The sequence below is a fragment of the Bacillus sp. FSL K6-0042 genome, assembly GCF_038006685.1.
Classification (GTDB): Bacteria; Bacillota; Bacilli; order Bacillales; family Bacillaceae_G; genus Bacillus_A; species Bacillus_A pseudomycoides.
On the sequence record NZ_JBBOVS010000001.1, the window covers coordinates 3,180,001 to 3,195,000 of the forward strand.

Consider the following 15,000-nt stretch of genomic DNA (forward strand, 5'->3'; position numbering starts at 1 on the left):
TTCAATTATTTTAATCAGCGTGGGGATTCATCCCTACTAATTATTAGTTCTCACTGATCGGGATTTTACGAGCAATTGATCACTCATAATTCCGCCGAATTTTTAGATTGAGATTTCGCCGCCCGAGAATAATAGTATAAAGAAAAGACCCTATTTTAAAAAACAGGGTCTTTTACCATTGCTCCATTTTTACAGGACGCCTTTTTGCTTCTTTTAGTAAGAAAAAGTATTTTGCTTCTGCTATTTTCAAAGAACATAGTACATCTTGAGATGGTTCGACACTTTGTTCTACCATCCTTTTTTGACGTAACCACTCATTCTTCACTTTTTCTAATACAGCAATTAACTTATCATCATATTCTTTTCGCAACTTGCCCTTTTTTTGAAAAAACATTTTGATTTCTCCTCTTATATTTCTCTACGGCCTTCTAGAGCCTTCGATAGCGTTACTTCATCCGCATATTCTAAATCTCCACCAACGGGAAGACCATGCGCAATACGAGTCACTTTAATACCTGTCGGTTTTAAGAGGCGGGAAATATACATCGCTGTAGCTTCCCCTTCAATATTCGGGTTCGTTGCTAAAATAACTTCTTGTACAGTTTCATCTTGTAACCTTTTTAATAACTGTGGAATATTAATGTCCTCCGGTCCAATTCCCTCCATTGGTGAGATTGCACCACGAAGCACATGATAGACACCTTGATATTCTTTCATTTTTTCCATTGCGATTACATCTTTTGCTTCCTGTACAACACAAACAACCGATTGGTCACGATGTGAATCATCACAAATATAACAAGGATCACGATCTGTAATATGTCCACAAACAGAACAGTATGTTAAATTTCGCTTTGCATTTACAAGTGATTTAGCAAAGTCTAATACGTCGTCTTCTTTCATATCTAACACGAAGAAAGCCAATCGGACTGCCGTTTTCGGACCAATCCCCGGCAACTTCATAAAGCTATCGATAAGCTTTGAAATCGGTTCTGGATAATGCATATATCAATATCCTCCTACTAGAACATTCCACCTGGTAAGTTTAAGCCTTTTGTGAATTGCCCCATTGTAGAGTTTGAAAGTTCCTCAGCTTGCTTAAGTGCATCATTTGTTGCAGCTAACACAAGGTCTTGTAACATTTCGATATCTTCTGGGTCTACAACTTCTTCTTTAATTTTCACTTCAATAATTTGCTTGTGACCATTTACAATAACGGTAACCATTCCGCCGCCAGCTGTACCTTCAACTGTTTTTTCACCAAGTTCCTCTTGTGCTTTCGCCATTTGCTTTTGCATTTTTTGCATTTGTTTCATCATGTTATTCATATTTCCCATTCCGCCACGCATCATAATAAATTCCTCCTAATTGTTGTTATTCTTTTATTTCAATAAGTTGTTGCCCTACTAATTTTACCGCCTCTTCTACGAGAGGATCTACTTTTTGTTCCGCAGCTTCTTCTGAATTTCCACCTTCACGTTGTAAAAACTCTTCGCGAATTTTCCCCCACTCACTCTTTGGAATTGCAATCATATTCAACCTTTTACTCAACAATTCAAAAAGAATTTGTTCTACGGTATCCATTGCATCACGATTTTCACTTGCCATTTTGCAATGTATCTCATATTGGAAAGCTAACACATAAGAATCTTCAGAAGCTGCAACTGGTTCACTATTCTCTAATAATACAGCAAACGCTACTTTATTATAGGATTTAAGTCTTCCTAGCAGCTCACCCCATATACCTTTTAATTGCTCTAAATCTTGGCGTTTCGCTTGCTTTAATACTTCATGTACCCGTCCAACAGGTATTTTCATACTTCCTGTCCGCACAGGTTTTGGCGTTGTACGTATCTCTCTTACTTCCTGTTGCGCACCAGCTGGTACACCATTCTTCTTCACATGTTCTAGTTCTTTTTCTAGTTGTTGCATTCTATTCATAATTGCTTGCAAACGGTCTGCACCATTTGTCTGCACCATAAATTGCTGGCAAATTTGCACCATAACAACTTCTAAGAAAATTCGCGGATGATTTGTCCACTTCATCTCCTGTTGCCCCTTACTGAGCGTATGAATAATTTCATAAATCATCTCAGGTTGCATCGCTTCACTTAGCATACGGAACTGATCATCTACAATTACCCGTTCTAACATATGTTCCAATTGTGGTGAAGTTTGATATAAGAGCATATCACGATAATAGTAAATGAAATCTTCCATAAAACGAACTGGGTCTTTTCCTTTACTCATCATATCATCAATAATACGCAATGCTCTTGATACATCATTCTCGCGTATACATTCTACAAGGTTACCTAAATATTGTTGAGAAACAGAACCCGTTACCGCTAAGACATCTTCAGTCGTAACTACTTCATCGCTATAAGAAATAGCTTGGTCGATCAGACTGAGTGCATCACGCATACCGCCCTCAGCAGCACGTGCAACAATTTGTAATGCTTCATCTTCTACCTTTGTACCTTCATTTGTAACAACCGTCGCTAATCTCTCTACAATATCATGTACTGATATCTTCCGAAATTCAAAACGTTGACAGCGTGAAATGATTGTAGGTGGGATTTTATGAGGCTCTGTAGTCGCTAAAATAAAGATAACATGTTGTGGTGGTTCTTCTAACGTCTTTAAAAGCGCATTAAAAGCTCCCATAGAAAGCATGTGGACCTCATCAATAATGTACACTTTATATCTCACTGCACTTGGGGCATACTTTACTTTATCTCTTATATCTCGAATTTCATCTACACCGTTATTTGAAGCCGCATCAATTTCTAATACATCCGAAATAGACCCTTGTGTAATACCTAAACACGCAGGGCATTCATTACAAGGTTCAGCTACTGGAGCATGCTCACAGTTAATTGTCTTTGCAAATACTTTTGCAATTGTCGTTTTACCCGTTCCTCTCGGGCCTGAAAATAAATAAGCATGCGAAGCTTTCTCTTGAAGAAGGGCATTTTGCAACGTTTTTGTTACGTGCTTTTGACCGACTACATCTTCAAAATTTTGCGGTCTCCATGTTCGGTATAACGCTTGGTATGACACGAAAATACGGCCTCCCTCAAAGGTTATTATCTTGTATATTATAACCCATTCTGTTTATAGATTCCAAAAGTTATTTTCTATACAAAAAACCCACCTCTTTATATAAGGTGAGTTTTGTATACATATATAACTGCCGTGCACCTTCTGTCGATTACGTACCATAAGCGTTACTTAAGCAGTTAGCTCGGTTCAGGCACTCCTGCGGCACACGAGAAAACCCGCTTATTGCTGCTTCCTTCCGGACCTGACAAGGTTCACGGGGTCCCGTTGCGCAGGACCCAAACGTCAACACCACTTACTTAAGGCAGGCCTTACAGTAACATAACCTCGAGAAGGGATTCGGCCTCGCTAGAGCGGATTGCGAGTACAGGGCACCGCTACCTCCCCGCTTAGCACGGCAAAGTTAAAACCAATATTCGGTTGCCTTAATGAAGGCAATATCAGTATAACTTGTTTCTTCATAAATTGCAAATATGTTAAGTACCTGTATTTTTATCCAATTTTCCCTTCTTCTCTTTCCTTCTTTTACGAAGTTCTCTAAAAAAATTCGTTAACAACATGCCACATTCTTCTTCCATCACACCAGATACTACTTCACATTGGTGATTAAAACGCTCGTCCGTTAAAAGGTTCATTAAAGTGCCTGCACATCCACCCTTTGGATCACTTGCACCATATACAACACGTTTTACACGGGATAACACAATTCCACCTGCGCACATTGGACATGGTTCTAATGTAACATATAACGTTGCATTTTCTAAACGCCACGTACCTAACTTTTTACAAGCTTCATCTATAGCTAATAACTCTGCATGAGCAATTGATCGTTGCTCTGTCTCTCTTAAATTGTGAGCAACGCTGATTACTTCCCCACCGAGTACAATAACAGCTCCAATCGGAACTTCTTGTATTTCTTCAGCTTTCTTCGCTTCTTCTATTGCAAGCTGCATAAAATAAATATCTTGTTCCATAATACAGTCCTCTCATTACGAATAAAGTATTATAACCCTTTACTACTATATCAATCCATTTTGATTTTCGGACATATAATCCCTTGCTACGCAGAACAAAAAGTAAACTCCACTCATTTTATCCTTTTGTTTTCACTTGACATGGCGCAGGAAAAGGATCTGAATGCTTCTACGCATGATCGGATTCTCTCTCCAGCCCAAAAAGAAAGGTTTTATGTCAGTTTTTCAATTTATATTCATATACATACTATTCAATTACACTTCTCCTTACAGATACGGGATAACTTTCATACATTCAATCCACTCTAAAGAAAAAGGAAGGGTGATTACATATGAAAAATACCGCATTGCTCATTATTGACATGATTAACGACTTCCAATTCTCGCATGGACCAATCCTCGCACAAAAATGTAAAATGATTACAGATCCTATTTTACACTTAAAACAAACAATGAAAATGAATGGTTATCCTGTTATTTATATTAACGATCACTATCAACTATGGAGAGCTGATATCGATCAACTTATTACTCATTGTACAAATAATTATAGCAAAAACATTATACAAGCAATCGCTCCCGGGGCAGATGATTATGTGTTTATTAAACCACATTATTCAGCATTTTATGAAACTCCCTTAAATTCTTTATTAGGACATTTAAAAGTTGAAAAACTTATCATAACAGGGATTGCAGGAAACATCTGCATCCTTTTTACAGCCAATGACGCTCATATGAGGAACTATACTCTATATGTACCTCAAGATTGCACTGCTTCTAACTCTGATCAAGATAATAAACACGCTTTAAAAATAATGGAAACAACATTAAAGGCAAATATTACACCCTCTTTTCAATTAAAACTTGAATAGCATGCGTCGATTTTCCAACTTTTTATGACAAATTAGTCCGCTTGCTTCCCTCTTGTGCTACAATAATTCTGTTTTGTGCTTTTTATTTACAGGAAATTATGAATTGAAAGGAGGAAACAGCGTGACCGGAGTACCATTTATTACGGTTGAAGGACCTATCGGTGTTGGAAAAACTTCACTAGCGAAGGAAATTTCAACTCACATGCAACTCCATTTATTAAAAGAGATTGTCGATGAAAATCCTTTCTTAGGGAAATTTTATGAAAACATTGAAGAATGGAGTTTCCAAACAGAAATGTTCTTTCTTTGCAATCGCTATAAACAATTGGAAGACATTAATATAAAATACTTGAATCATCGTAAACCAGTGGTAGCAGATTATCATATACTTAAAAATTTAATTTTTGCATCTCGCTCATTAAAAGACGCTCAATATGACAAGTACATGCAAATTTATCGTATTCTTACGCAAGATATGCCCGTACCAAATGTCATTGTATATTTAACAGCAAGTCTAGAAACATTACAAAAACGAATTGCAATGCGTGGACGTGAATTTGAGAAAAACATGGATCCGAATTACTTACTACAACTCACTAAAGATTATGAAACGGCAATGGATGCTTTTAAAAAGGACCATCCTGATATTCCGGTATTAAAATTCAATGGAGATAACATGGATTTCGTGAAGAACAGTGACGATCTAAATGTAATTTTATCTACTCTCCAAAATACACTCTTAAAGGGGACGAAATAGCAATGAATTTAAGGCAAAAGTATGATATACCAAATGATGCAGTAATTACAATTGCTGGTACAGTTGGCGTTGGTAAATCAACTATGACAACCACACTTGCCAATGCTTTAGGTTACCGAACATCATTTGAAAAAGTAGATTCAAATCCATATTTAGATAAGTTCTATGCTGATTTCACGCGCTGGAGCTTTCACTTACAAGTTTATTTTTTAGCAGAAAGATTTAAAGAACAAAAAAGAATTTTCGAATACGGCGGTGGCTTTGTACAGGATCGTTCTATCTATGAAGATACTGGCATTTTTGCGAAAATGCATCACGAAAAAGGAACAATGACAGAAACAGATTATGAAACATATAAAGGGTTATTCGATGCAATGGTTATGACACCTTACTTCCCACACCCAGACTTATTAATCTATCTAGAAGGTTCTTTTGATGATATTGTCAGTCGTATTCAAGAACGTGGTCGCCCTATGGAACAACAAACTCCAATTGAGTATTGGCAAGAAATGCACGGACGTTATGAAAACTGGATTAATAACTTTAATTCATGTCCTGTCCTACGCTTAAATATTAATGAATACGATATTTTAAAGGATGAAGACTCAATTGAACCAATTATTAAGAAAATTGGTCATTTCTTAAAACAAACACGTAAGCTTGTAAAATAAAAAACCCGTGCGGATGCACGGGTTTTCCTATTAACTTACTTTTTCTTTTTCGTTGGAGCAATAATTTCGCTCTCTGGTTTCCCAGCATTAATACGCTGACGAACCGTACTTGTACTAATATCATATGTCTCAGCAATTTCTTTAACGGTCATTTCTTTTCCATTAATGATTGCTGTTAATACTTTACCAGTACGTTTTGGAGCTACTTCTTTTTTCGTAGTTTGTTTCGGTGCTTCTACTTTTTTCAATTCTTTCTTCACATTACAAGTACAACCGCAAAGTTTGCGGAATGTATCATCACTTATAATACGTGATACGTTTGCACCACTATTTAAAATTCTATTGTTCTTACAGACTGGACATTGTACATAGTATAAAGTTTTTCCATCTAAAGGAAACGTTTGTATAATAAGATCCATGTTGACTCCTTTCATATCTATGAAGATAATCATCGGAATATGAGTGTTTCATAAGGCTTTTTCTCGCCTTACATCATACTTTCTGATTGGTTTTAAAATAAAAACTCGTTACGTGTTGGTAACGAGTTCTCCAATCTCCACTTATATGCGCTGTTGTCAATTATATCTGGAGGAGGTAGAGGGATTCGAACCCCCGCGCGACTCTCGCCGCCTGTCGGTTTTCAAGACCGATCCCTTCAGCCAGACTTGGGTATACCTCCATATTGACATCAAATATAATATCAAAAGAAAAACAGTTAGTCAAGTACACCATAATAAATTGTAGGAAAAGGAAAAAACAACCTCCTTTTCCTACAATTTTTTCACTGACAACACTCATACCGATGAAAGTTTCAATTTATTTAATAACTGTTTTCCCTCCCATATAAGGGCGAAGAACTTCTGGAATTATAATTGTACCATCTTCTTGTTGATAGTTTTCTAAAACAGCTGCAACTGTACGTCCAATTGCAAGTCCAGATCCATTTAGTGTATGAACAGGTTCTGGTTTTGCATTCGGCTCACGACGGAAGCGAATATTCGCACGTCTTGCTTGGAATGCTTCGAAGTTACTACAAGAAGAAATCTCACGATACGTGCCATAGCTTGGAATCCATACTTCAATATCGTATTTCTTCGCTGCTGTAAATCCTAAATCTCCTGTACACATGCTCATAACACGATATGGTAGACCTAATAATTGTAACACGCGTTCCGCATCATTTGTTAATTTTTCTAATTCTTCATAAGAATCTTCTGGTTTAACAAATTTCACAAGCTCAACTTTATTAAATTGATGCTGACGGATTAAACCACGCGTATCGCGTCCAGCTGATCCTGCTTCAGAACGGAAACAAGAGCTAAATGCTGCATAACGAATTGGTAATTGCTCTGGACTTAAGATTTCGTCACGGTGCATGTTTGTTACAGGAACCTCAGCTGTAGGAATTAAGAAGTAATCTTCACTCTCAATACGGAACGCATCTTCTTCAAACTTTGGAAGTTGTCCCGTTCCTGTCATACTTGCACGGTTTACCATATACGGAGGTAAAACTTCTTCATATCCATGTTCATCAGTATGAAGATCCAGCATAAAGCCAATTAAAGCACGTTCTAATCTTGCACCTGCACCTTTATAGAATACAAAGCGGCTTCCCGTTACTTTAGCAGCACGCTCAAAATCTAAAATCCCTAAATCAGTTGCAAGATCCCAGTGAGGTTTTGGTTCAAAGTTAAATTCTTTTACTTCTCCCCAAGTACGCGCTACCACGTTATCATCTTCTGTTTCGCCGATTGGTGCAGATTCATGTGGGATATTTGGAATAGAAAGCATTAATCTCTCTAAATCTTCTTCAACTGTACGAAGCTCATTATCAAGATCTTTTACTTTCTCTCCTACTTCACGCATCTCTAAGATTAACGCTTCTGCATCTTTCTTTTCACGCTTTAGTACAGAGATTTGTTGAGATACTTCATTACGCTTGCTCTTTAATTCTTCTGTTTGAACAAGTAATTCTCTTCTTCTTGTATCTAGTTCTTCGAAACGACCAAAATCAGTTAAATCTTCGCCTCTATGCTGTAATTTTTCTTTTACTTCTTCAAAATTCGTGCGTAAAAATTTAATATCAAGCATTATATATTCCTCCTTTTATTTTATAAAACACAAAAAACTCCCGTCCCTGTAAAAAGGGACGGGAGTTAACCCGCGTTGCCACCCTAGTTGAAAGCAATATTGCTTTCCTCTCAAGTAGAAATAACGACTCTTCACCGGAAATGTTTACTAATCATAAAGATATTCCACATTTCATTCCAGGATGGATTCACAAACTGTTTCTATCGGTTTCCACCAGCCACCGACTCTCTATAAGAAACATCATTTGTTACTACTTCCTATCAACACGTTTATTTTATAAAATTGTTATCATCAATTTACTATAATCTTACACAAGTTGCAAGTTACTTATACAACTTTTTTCATTTTCGCCTCTTTCACCATCTGTACAAAATATGCTGTAACACGATGGTCATCCGTTAACTCCGGATGGAAAGAAGCTGCTAAAAATGGTCCTTGTCTTACTGCTACCATTCGATCATTGTGCATAGAAAGAACTTCTACTTTATCTCCTACACTTACAACGTATGGTGCACGAATAAACACGCCAATAAAGTCTTCCCCTACACCTTTTATTGAAAGAGCAGCTTCGAAGCTATCCTTTTGGCGTCCAAACGCATTACGTTCAACTGTAATATCCATAGCGCCAATATGAGATTCTTCATAACCAATAAGATTGTTTGCAAGCAAAATCATACCTGCACACGTACCGAACATTGGTTTACCAGATTTCGCAAATTCACGAAGTGCCCCCATAAAATCGTACTTATCGATAAGACGGCGCATTGTTGTACTTTCACCGCCTGGTAAAATAAGACCATCAATTTCTTCAAGTTGCTCTACACGCTTTACAATTACAGCATCTGCACCACTTGCTTCAACTGCCTTTACATGCTCGCGAACAGCTCCTTGAAGAGCCAATACACCGACTTTAACCATTTGAAAATCTCCTTTAATTACCAACCGCGTTCTTGCATGCGTTGTTCTGGTAATAATGTTGAAATTTCGACACCTTTCATTGCAGTACCTAATCCTTTAGAAAGGCTTGCAATTAGCTCATAATCTTCGTAATGTGTCGTTGCTTCAACAATAGCACGTGCAAATTTTTCTGGGTTTTCTGATTTGAAGATACCAGATCCTACGAACACACCATCTGCACCAAGTTGCATCATTAATGCAGCATCTGCTGGCGTTGCTACACCACCTGCTGCAAAGTTTACAACTGGTAGGCGACCAAGACGTTTGATTTCAAGTAATACTTCATACGGAGCACCAGTATTTTTTGCATATGTCATTAATTCGTCTTCACGTAGGCTCGCAACTTGACGGATTTCTGCGTTTACTTGACGCATATGACGTACTGCTTCTACAATGTTCCCTGTTCCAGGCTCGCCTTTTGTACGAAGCATAGATGCACCTTCTGCAATACGACGCGCTGCTTCTCCAATATCACGACATCCACATACAAATGGAACAGTGTAATCACGTTTATTTAAATGATATACTTCATCAGCTGGAGTTAATACTTCACTCTCATCAATGTAGTCTACCCCTAATGATTCCAGTACACGTGCTTCCACGAGGTGACCAATACGGCATTTTGCCATAACTGGAATTGATACAGCACCCATAACTTCTTCAACAATTGTTGGATCTGCCATACGTGCAACGCCACCTGCTGCACGAATATCTGCAGGAACGCGCTCTAGTGCCATAACAGCAACTGCGCCCGCTTCCTCTGCAATTCTTGCTTGCTCAGCGTTAACTACGTCCATGATAACGCCGCCTTTTTGCATTTCTGCCATTCCACGTTTTACACGTTCTGTCCCTGTTACATTTGTCATGTACAAAAACCCCCCTAGGTGAATTGCTTTTCCCCATTAACGGCGAAAATTGAGAATACTCTTACATTCTACCACTAACTATTAGAGACTTGTCCACTACTTTTTCATAAAGTCGGTATGAAAAATAGGAATAAAAAAAGCTCCTACAACGAGGAGCTCTTAAAACCAACCTTTTACTGTGTCAGCAGCACTGTTCCAAATACCACTAAAGAAAGAACCAATACCACGCATAGAACGTACAAACCAGTTTGCCTTTTCTACTTCTGATTTTGTAATAAGATCTACTTGTAATGATTTACCTAATAGGAATCCAGGATCATTATTATCTTTAGGTGATATAACCATTTGACCAAGTGTTGTACCTTTTTTAATTGGTGCTTCTTTATCTTTACTTACGTCTTTAAATTCTGTTTTATAGACGTCTTTACTTCCTTTTAACATCGGAAGCGTAATTGCTTGTTTAGTCTGAATTGTTACATCTTTATCTTTCGCATTTTCTACTCGTACAGTTTCATGTCCTTTTACCGTAGATCCTTTTGGATATACCTTTTTCACTTCAAAGTTTGTAAAACCGTAATCAAACAATTTCTTTGTTTCGTCAAAACGTGCTGTATGAGAATTTGTTTTAATAACGACAGAAATCAAACGCATATCATTTCTTTCAGCTGTACCCGTAAAACAATCTCCAGCTTCTGGAGTAGATCCTGTTTTCAAACCATCTACACCTTCATATTCCTTAACTAATCCTTTTAGCATCCAATTCCAGTTATCCATTTTAATAGGATATTTTCCACCTTCTTGGAATACTTTTTTCGGAATTTTAGCTGTTTCTAATACTTTTGGAAAATCTTGAATAAGATGTTGTGCTAAAATTGCACAATCTCTAGCAGACATTTTATTTTCCTCGTCTGGAGTTGTACCTTCAGGTTGTTGTCCTTTTAAATCATGATTTGTTAAGCCAGTAGAGTTTACGAATTTATAATTCTTCAATCCAAGCTCTTTTGCTTTATCATTCATCATTTTTACGAAATCTGCTTCTTTACCTGCAATTGCTTCAGCTAAAGCAATTGTTGCTCCGTTTGCAGAATAAATTGCCATCGCTTCATATAGCTCTTTTACCGTGTAAGAGCCACCATTTTCCAATGGAACGTTTGATAATGAGCGATCTTGTGAAATCGTATGTGCGTATTCAGAAACTTTTACCTTTTGGTCCCACTTAAGTTTCCCTTTAGCCACCGCTTCATTAACTAAGTATTCACTCATCATTTTTGTCATACTAGCAATCGCTAATAATTCATCTGCATTTTTTTGATATAAAATTTTTCCAGAATCTGCTTCTACTAAAATGGCTGCTCCTGCTTCAACATTTAAAGCAGCACCTGTTTCTGCCGATGCACTACCATATGTAACAAACATGCTACAAAATAGTGTAAGCACTGTTACCATTGCAATGAATCGCTTGCAAAACATACCTTTCACTTCTTTTACCCCCAATATCTTTGTACTCACATAACCGTTATTCTAACATAATCAAAAAAAAATAGACAGAGATATCAAATCTCCATCTATTTACATATAAGACATTATAAAGAGTAATTTGGTGCCTCTTTTGTAATTTGTACGTGATGTGGGTGACTTTCACGTAAACCAGCACCTGACATACGAATAAATTGTGCATTCTCACGTAAGAATTCTAAGTCATTTGCTCCGCAATACCCCATACCTGCACGTAAACCACCAACTAATTGGTGAACTGTATCAGCTAAAGGTCCTTTATATGGCACACGGCCTTCGATACCTTCTGGAACAAGTTTTTTATTACCTTCTTGGAAGTAACGATCTTTACTTCCTTTTTCCATCGCTCCTACAGAACCCATACCGCGATACACTTTAAATTGGCGCCCTTGATAAATTTCAGTTTCTCCTGGGCTTTCTGCTACACCAGCAAACATACTACCGAGCATTACAACGTGTGCCCCTGCCGCTAAAGCTTTTACCATATCACCAGAGTATTTAATACCACCATCGGCAATGACTGGAATACCGTGCTTACGAGCTTCTGTCGCACAATCATATACAGCTGTTAATTGTGGTACACCAACACCAGCTACAACGCGTGTTGTACAAATAGAACCTGGTCCAATACCAACTTTGATAACATTTGCACCTGCTTCAATTAATGCGCGTGTCGCTTCAGCTGTGGCAACGTTACCTGCAATAATATTTAATGCTGGATACTTTGCACGAACTTCTTTCACCTTCTCAATAACACCTTGAGAATGTCCATGAGCTGTATCAAGTACAATTACGTCTACGTTTGCTTTTACTAACGCATCGATACGAAGAACAGCGTCTGCAGTTACACCAACTGCTGCTCCAACTAACAAACGACCTTGCTTGTCTTTTGCTGAGTTTGGAAACTCAATTACTTTTTCAATATCTTTAATTGTGATAAGCCCTTGTAATACACCGTTATTATCAACAAGAGGGAGCTTTTCAATTTTATATTTCTGTAGGATCTTTTCAGCTTCTTCTAGCGTAGTGCCAACTGGAGCTGTAATCAACTTTTCTTTTGTCATTACATCGGAAATTTTAATAGAGTAGTCTTGAATAAAACGCATATCACGGTTTGTAATAATACCAACTAATTTTTGCTCTTCTAAGTTATTTACAATTGGTACACCTGAGATACGATATTTTCCCATAAGATGCTCTGCATCATATACTTGATGATCCGGAGTTAAAAAGAAAGGATCTGAAATAACGCCGCTTTCAGAGCGTTTTACTTTATCAACCTGCTCAGCTTGGTGCTCGATAGACATATTCTTATGAATAACCCCTAAACCACCTTGACGTGCCATTGCAATGGCCATATCAGCTTCTGTTACTGTATCCATTCCTGCGCTAATTAAAGGAATGTTTAACTGCAAGCTTTCAGATAGAACTGTCTTAACACTTACTTCTCTTGGCAATACATCTGACTTCGCTGGTACAAGTAATACATCATCGAATGTCAAACCTTCTTTAACAAATTTAGATTCCCACATAATTGTTCCCCCCATGATACCAGAAATTATTATTAGTAGCTTAACAATTGGTTAAAATACTGTCAAGAAAGTGCGTAAATGTTAGAATTTTTAGATAATAAAAGGAGCGTAATATATGCATCATACATCTCATACTTGGCAGCAATTAAGTTTCTTTTTTTCATCCCAACATGTACAGCGTTATCTTGCCCGCTGTTATGAAAAATTACCTATTGAAAACGCTGAAAAAAAAAGCTTCGAAAATTGTTACCCTTTTATTTATTACTTAGAGCACGGAAAAAGTTATTATGAATTATGTAAAACTGCACCTTTTTCAATCCAACCTATGCTGTTATTTTATGGAATGAGTCAACTTTTAAAAGCGTGCTTATTAACTGTTGATCCTAACTATCCAGAAACAACAACAGTTTTGGCACATGGAGTAACAACACGTAAACGAAAAAAACAAGGATATCAGTTTTTAGAGGATGAGGTTAAAGTGCAGAAGAATGGATTATTCACCCATGTTGCAGAACGGATGTTTCACATGAAACACTTGGAGGCCGAGAAATTTATTATGTTAGAACTAATGGGGAAAATCCCCGAATTAAAAACCTTATTCCAGTATAGTCAAAAAGAGAAAATGTTATATACGGTTCATACGGTAGACGAACATCATATTTCATTTTCTTCCAACATACTTGATCGTCTACATATGACGAAAGAGCGTTTTTCTCGTTACATAGAAACATCTTGTAAACATCTCAGTATACAGTACACACCAAGTGAAACCTTTGAATCTGATCTACTATTCTCAGCTTCCACTAAAACATGGAACCCTTTGTACAGTACACCTTTATCTTTTGATTGCAACACCAGCACTTACTATTTGCCAATAACTAAAGACGTAAGAAGTTGTAAATTATTCTTACCAGAACCACTCATACATTATTTATTGCTCTACAATTTAAGCATGATTTCTCGCTACGAGACCGACTGGTGGTACGACTTATTAGGAAGCTATGCCTCCGAAGATTACCCATTTATTTATCAATTTTTAGGAATCTCTACAAAGAAAATCCCTTACTATGTTTTACTGTTTTTATTAGATCAACAATCCCCTATTTCTTAGGAAATAAAAAAGCACGAGTCAATTGACTCGTGCTTTATTTGCTTGGCGACGTCCTACTCTCACAGGGACAAGGTCCCAACTACCATCGGCGCTAGAGAGCTTAACTTCCGTGTTCGGTATGGGAACGGGTGTGACCTCTCTGCCATCATCACCAAACTATTGAAGGCATATTCCTTCAAAACTAGATAACATTTGCTTCATATTATATGGTTAAGTCCTCGATCTATTAGTATTCGTCAGCTCCACATGTCACCATGCTTCCACCTCGAACCTATCAACCTGATCATCTTTCAGGGATCTTACTAGCTTACGCTATGGGAAATCTCATCTTGAGGGGGGCTTCATGCTTAGATGCTTTCAGCACTTATCCCTTCCGCACATAGCTACCCAGCTATGCCCTTGGCAGAACAACTGGTACACCAGCGGTGCGTCCATCCCGGTCCTCTCGTACTAAGGACAGCTCCTCTCAAATTTCCTACGCCCACGACGGATAGGGACCGAACTGTCTCACGACGTTCTGAACCCAGCTCGCGTACCGCTTTAATGGGCGAACAGCCCAACCCTTGGGACCGACTACAGCCCCAGGATGCG

The 15,000-nt window shown here is 37.7% G+C and carries 15 protein-coding genes, 1 tRNA gene, 2 rRNA genes, 1 other RNA gene and 1 other annotated feature (1 of these 20 only partly in view); of the genes, 4 read left to right on the forward strand and 15 right to left on the reverse strand.

The window, feature by feature from the left end:
* Positions 1 to 172: 172 nt before the first annotated feature.
* The 6 genes from MHH45_RS16340 to tadA form a co-directional block, all read right to left on the reverse strand.
* Complete coding sequence (locus MHH45_RS16340; protein WP_016116867.1) at positions 173 to 394, reverse strand: YaaL family protein; 222 nt, start codon at positions 392 to 394, stop codon at positions 173 to 175.
* A 14-nt stretch (positions 395 to 408) separates the two neighbouring features.
* Positions 409 to 1,005, reverse strand: a complete 597-nt coding sequence (gene recR, locus MHH45_RS16345; RefSeq protein ID WP_003194165.1) for a recombination protein RecR — start codon at positions 1,003 to 1,005, stop codon at positions 409 to 411.
* A 17-nt stretch (positions 1,006 to 1,022) separates the two neighbouring features.
* Positions 1,023 to 1,349 (reverse strand): YbaB/EbfC family nucleoid-associated protein, encoded by a 327-nt coding sequence (locus MHH45_RS16350; RefSeq protein WP_170927980.1) that lies wholly within the window; start codon positions 1,347 to 1,349, stop codon positions 1,023 to 1,025.
* Between the two features lie 25 nt (positions 1,350 to 1,374).
* Complete coding sequence (gene dnaX / locus MHH45_RS16355; protein ID WP_016116865.1) at positions 1,375 to 3,063, reverse strand: DNA polymerase III subunit gamma/tau; 1,689 nt, start codon at positions 3,061 to 3,063, stop codon at positions 1,375 to 1,377.
* A 133-nt stretch (positions 3,064 to 3,196) separates the two neighbouring features.
* Positions 3,197 to 3,461: signal recognition particle sRNA large type (ffs, locus tag MHH45_RS16360), an RNA gene on the reverse strand.
* Positions 3,462 to 3,539: 78 nt separating this feature from the next.
* Positions 3,540 to 4,037, reverse strand: coding sequence for a tRNA adenosine(34) deaminase TadA (gene tadA / locus MHH45_RS16365; protein ID WP_016116864.1), 498 nt, complete (start codon positions 4,035 to 4,037; stop codon positions 3,540 to 3,542).
* A 332-nt stretch (positions 4,038 to 4,369) separates the two neighbouring features.
* On the opposite strand from tadA, the gene MHH45_RS16370 reads away from it, so the two are divergent.
* The 3 genes from MHH45_RS16370 (at position 4,370) to MHH45_RS16380 (ending at position 6,337) form a co-directional block, all read left to right on the forward strand.
* Positions 4,370 to 4,909 carry an isochorismatase family cysteine hydrolase gene (locus MHH45_RS16370; protein ID WP_016116863.1) on the forward strand — a complete coding sequence of 180 codons (540 nt, stop codon included), beginning with the start codon at positions 4,370 to 4,372 and terminating at the stop codon, positions 4,907 to 4,909.
* A 121-nt stretch (positions 4,910 to 5,030) separates the two neighbouring features.
* On the forward strand, positions 5,031 to 5,666 hold the full coding sequence (locus MHH45_RS16375; protein ID WP_016116862.1) for a deoxynucleoside kinase: 636 nt from the start codon (positions 5,031 to 5,033) through the stop codon (positions 5,664 to 5,666).
* A gap of 2 nt (positions 5,667 to 5,668) precedes the next feature.
* Entirely contained in the window at positions 5,669 to 6,337 is a 669-nt protein-coding gene (locus tag MHH45_RS16380; protein ID WP_016116861.1) for a deoxynucleoside kinase, read from the forward strand.
* Between the two features lie 35 nt (positions 6,338 to 6,372).
* On the opposite strand, the gene MHH45_RS16385 is transcribed toward MHH45_RS16380, so the two are convergent.
* The 7 genes from MHH45_RS16385 to guaB all read right to left on the reverse strand — a co-directional run bounded on the left by MHH45_RS16385 (position 6,373) and on the right by guaB (position 13,298).
* Complete coding sequence (locus MHH45_RS16385; RefSeq protein ID WP_016116860.1) at positions 6,373 to 6,756, reverse strand: DUF3797 domain-containing protein; 384 nt, start codon at positions 6,754 to 6,756, stop codon at positions 6,373 to 6,375.
* Positions 6,757 to 6,923: 167 nt separating this feature from the next.
* Positions 6,924 to 7,016: transfer RNA gene (locus MHH45_RS16390), tRNA-Ser, on the reverse strand.
* Between the two features lie 137 nt (positions 7,017 to 7,153).
* Entirely contained in the window at positions 7,154 to 8,428 is a 1,275-nt protein-coding gene (gene serS, locus MHH45_RS16395) for a serine--tRNA ligase (protein WP_016116859.1), read from the reverse strand.
* Between the two features lie 51 nt (positions 8,429 to 8,479).
* Positions 8,480 to 8,701, reverse strand: a binding site (T-box leader).
* A 54-nt stretch (positions 8,702 to 8,755) separates the two neighbouring features.
* Positions 8,756 to 9,346 carry a pyridoxal 5'-phosphate synthase glutaminase subunit PdxT gene (gene pdxT / locus MHH45_RS16400; RefSeq protein WP_016116858.1) on the reverse strand — a complete coding sequence of 197 codons (591 nt, stop codon included), beginning with the start codon at positions 9,344 to 9,346 and terminating at the stop codon, positions 8,756 to 8,758.
* Positions 9,347 to 9,363: 17 nt separating this feature from the next.
* The gene (pdxS, locus tag MHH45_RS16405) at positions 9,364 to 10,251 is read right to left on the reverse strand and encodes a pyridoxal 5'-phosphate synthase lyase subunit PdxS (RefSeq protein ID WP_000186167.1); all 888 of its coding nucleotides are present in this window, start codon (positions 10,249 to 10,251) and stop codon (positions 9,364 to 9,366) included.
* Between the two features lie 159 nt (positions 10,252 to 10,410).
* Entirely contained in the window at positions 10,411 to 11,730 is a 1,320-nt protein-coding gene (locus tag MHH45_RS16410) for a serine hydrolase (protein WP_016116857.1), read from the reverse strand.
* Between the two features lie 104 nt (positions 11,731 to 11,834).
* Positions 11,835 to 13,298, reverse strand: a complete 1,464-nt coding sequence (gene guaB / locus MHH45_RS16415) for an IMP dehydrogenase (protein WP_016116856.1) — start codon at positions 13,296 to 13,298, stop codon at positions 11,835 to 11,837.
* A gap of 115 nt (positions 13,299 to 13,413) precedes the next feature.
* Between guaB and MHH45_RS16420 the strand changes: the two genes are divergently transcribed.
* Positions 13,414 to 14,409, forward strand: coding sequence for a YaaC family protein (locus MHH45_RS16420; RefSeq protein ID WP_016116855.1), 996 nt, complete (start codon positions 13,414 to 13,416; stop codon positions 14,407 to 14,409).
* Positions 14,410 to 14,449: 40 nt separating this feature from the next.
* On the opposite strand, the gene rrf is transcribed toward MHH45_RS16420, so the two are convergent.
* Together rrf and MHH45_RS16430 are read right to left on the reverse strand one after the other, a co-directional pair.
* Positions 14,450 to 14,565 (reverse strand): 5S ribosomal RNA (gene rrf, locus MHH45_RS16425).
* Between the two features lie 50 nt (positions 14,566 to 14,615).
* Positions 14,616 to 15,000, reverse strand: a 23S ribosomal RNA gene (locus MHH45_RS16430) (it continues 2,537 nt past the right edge of the window).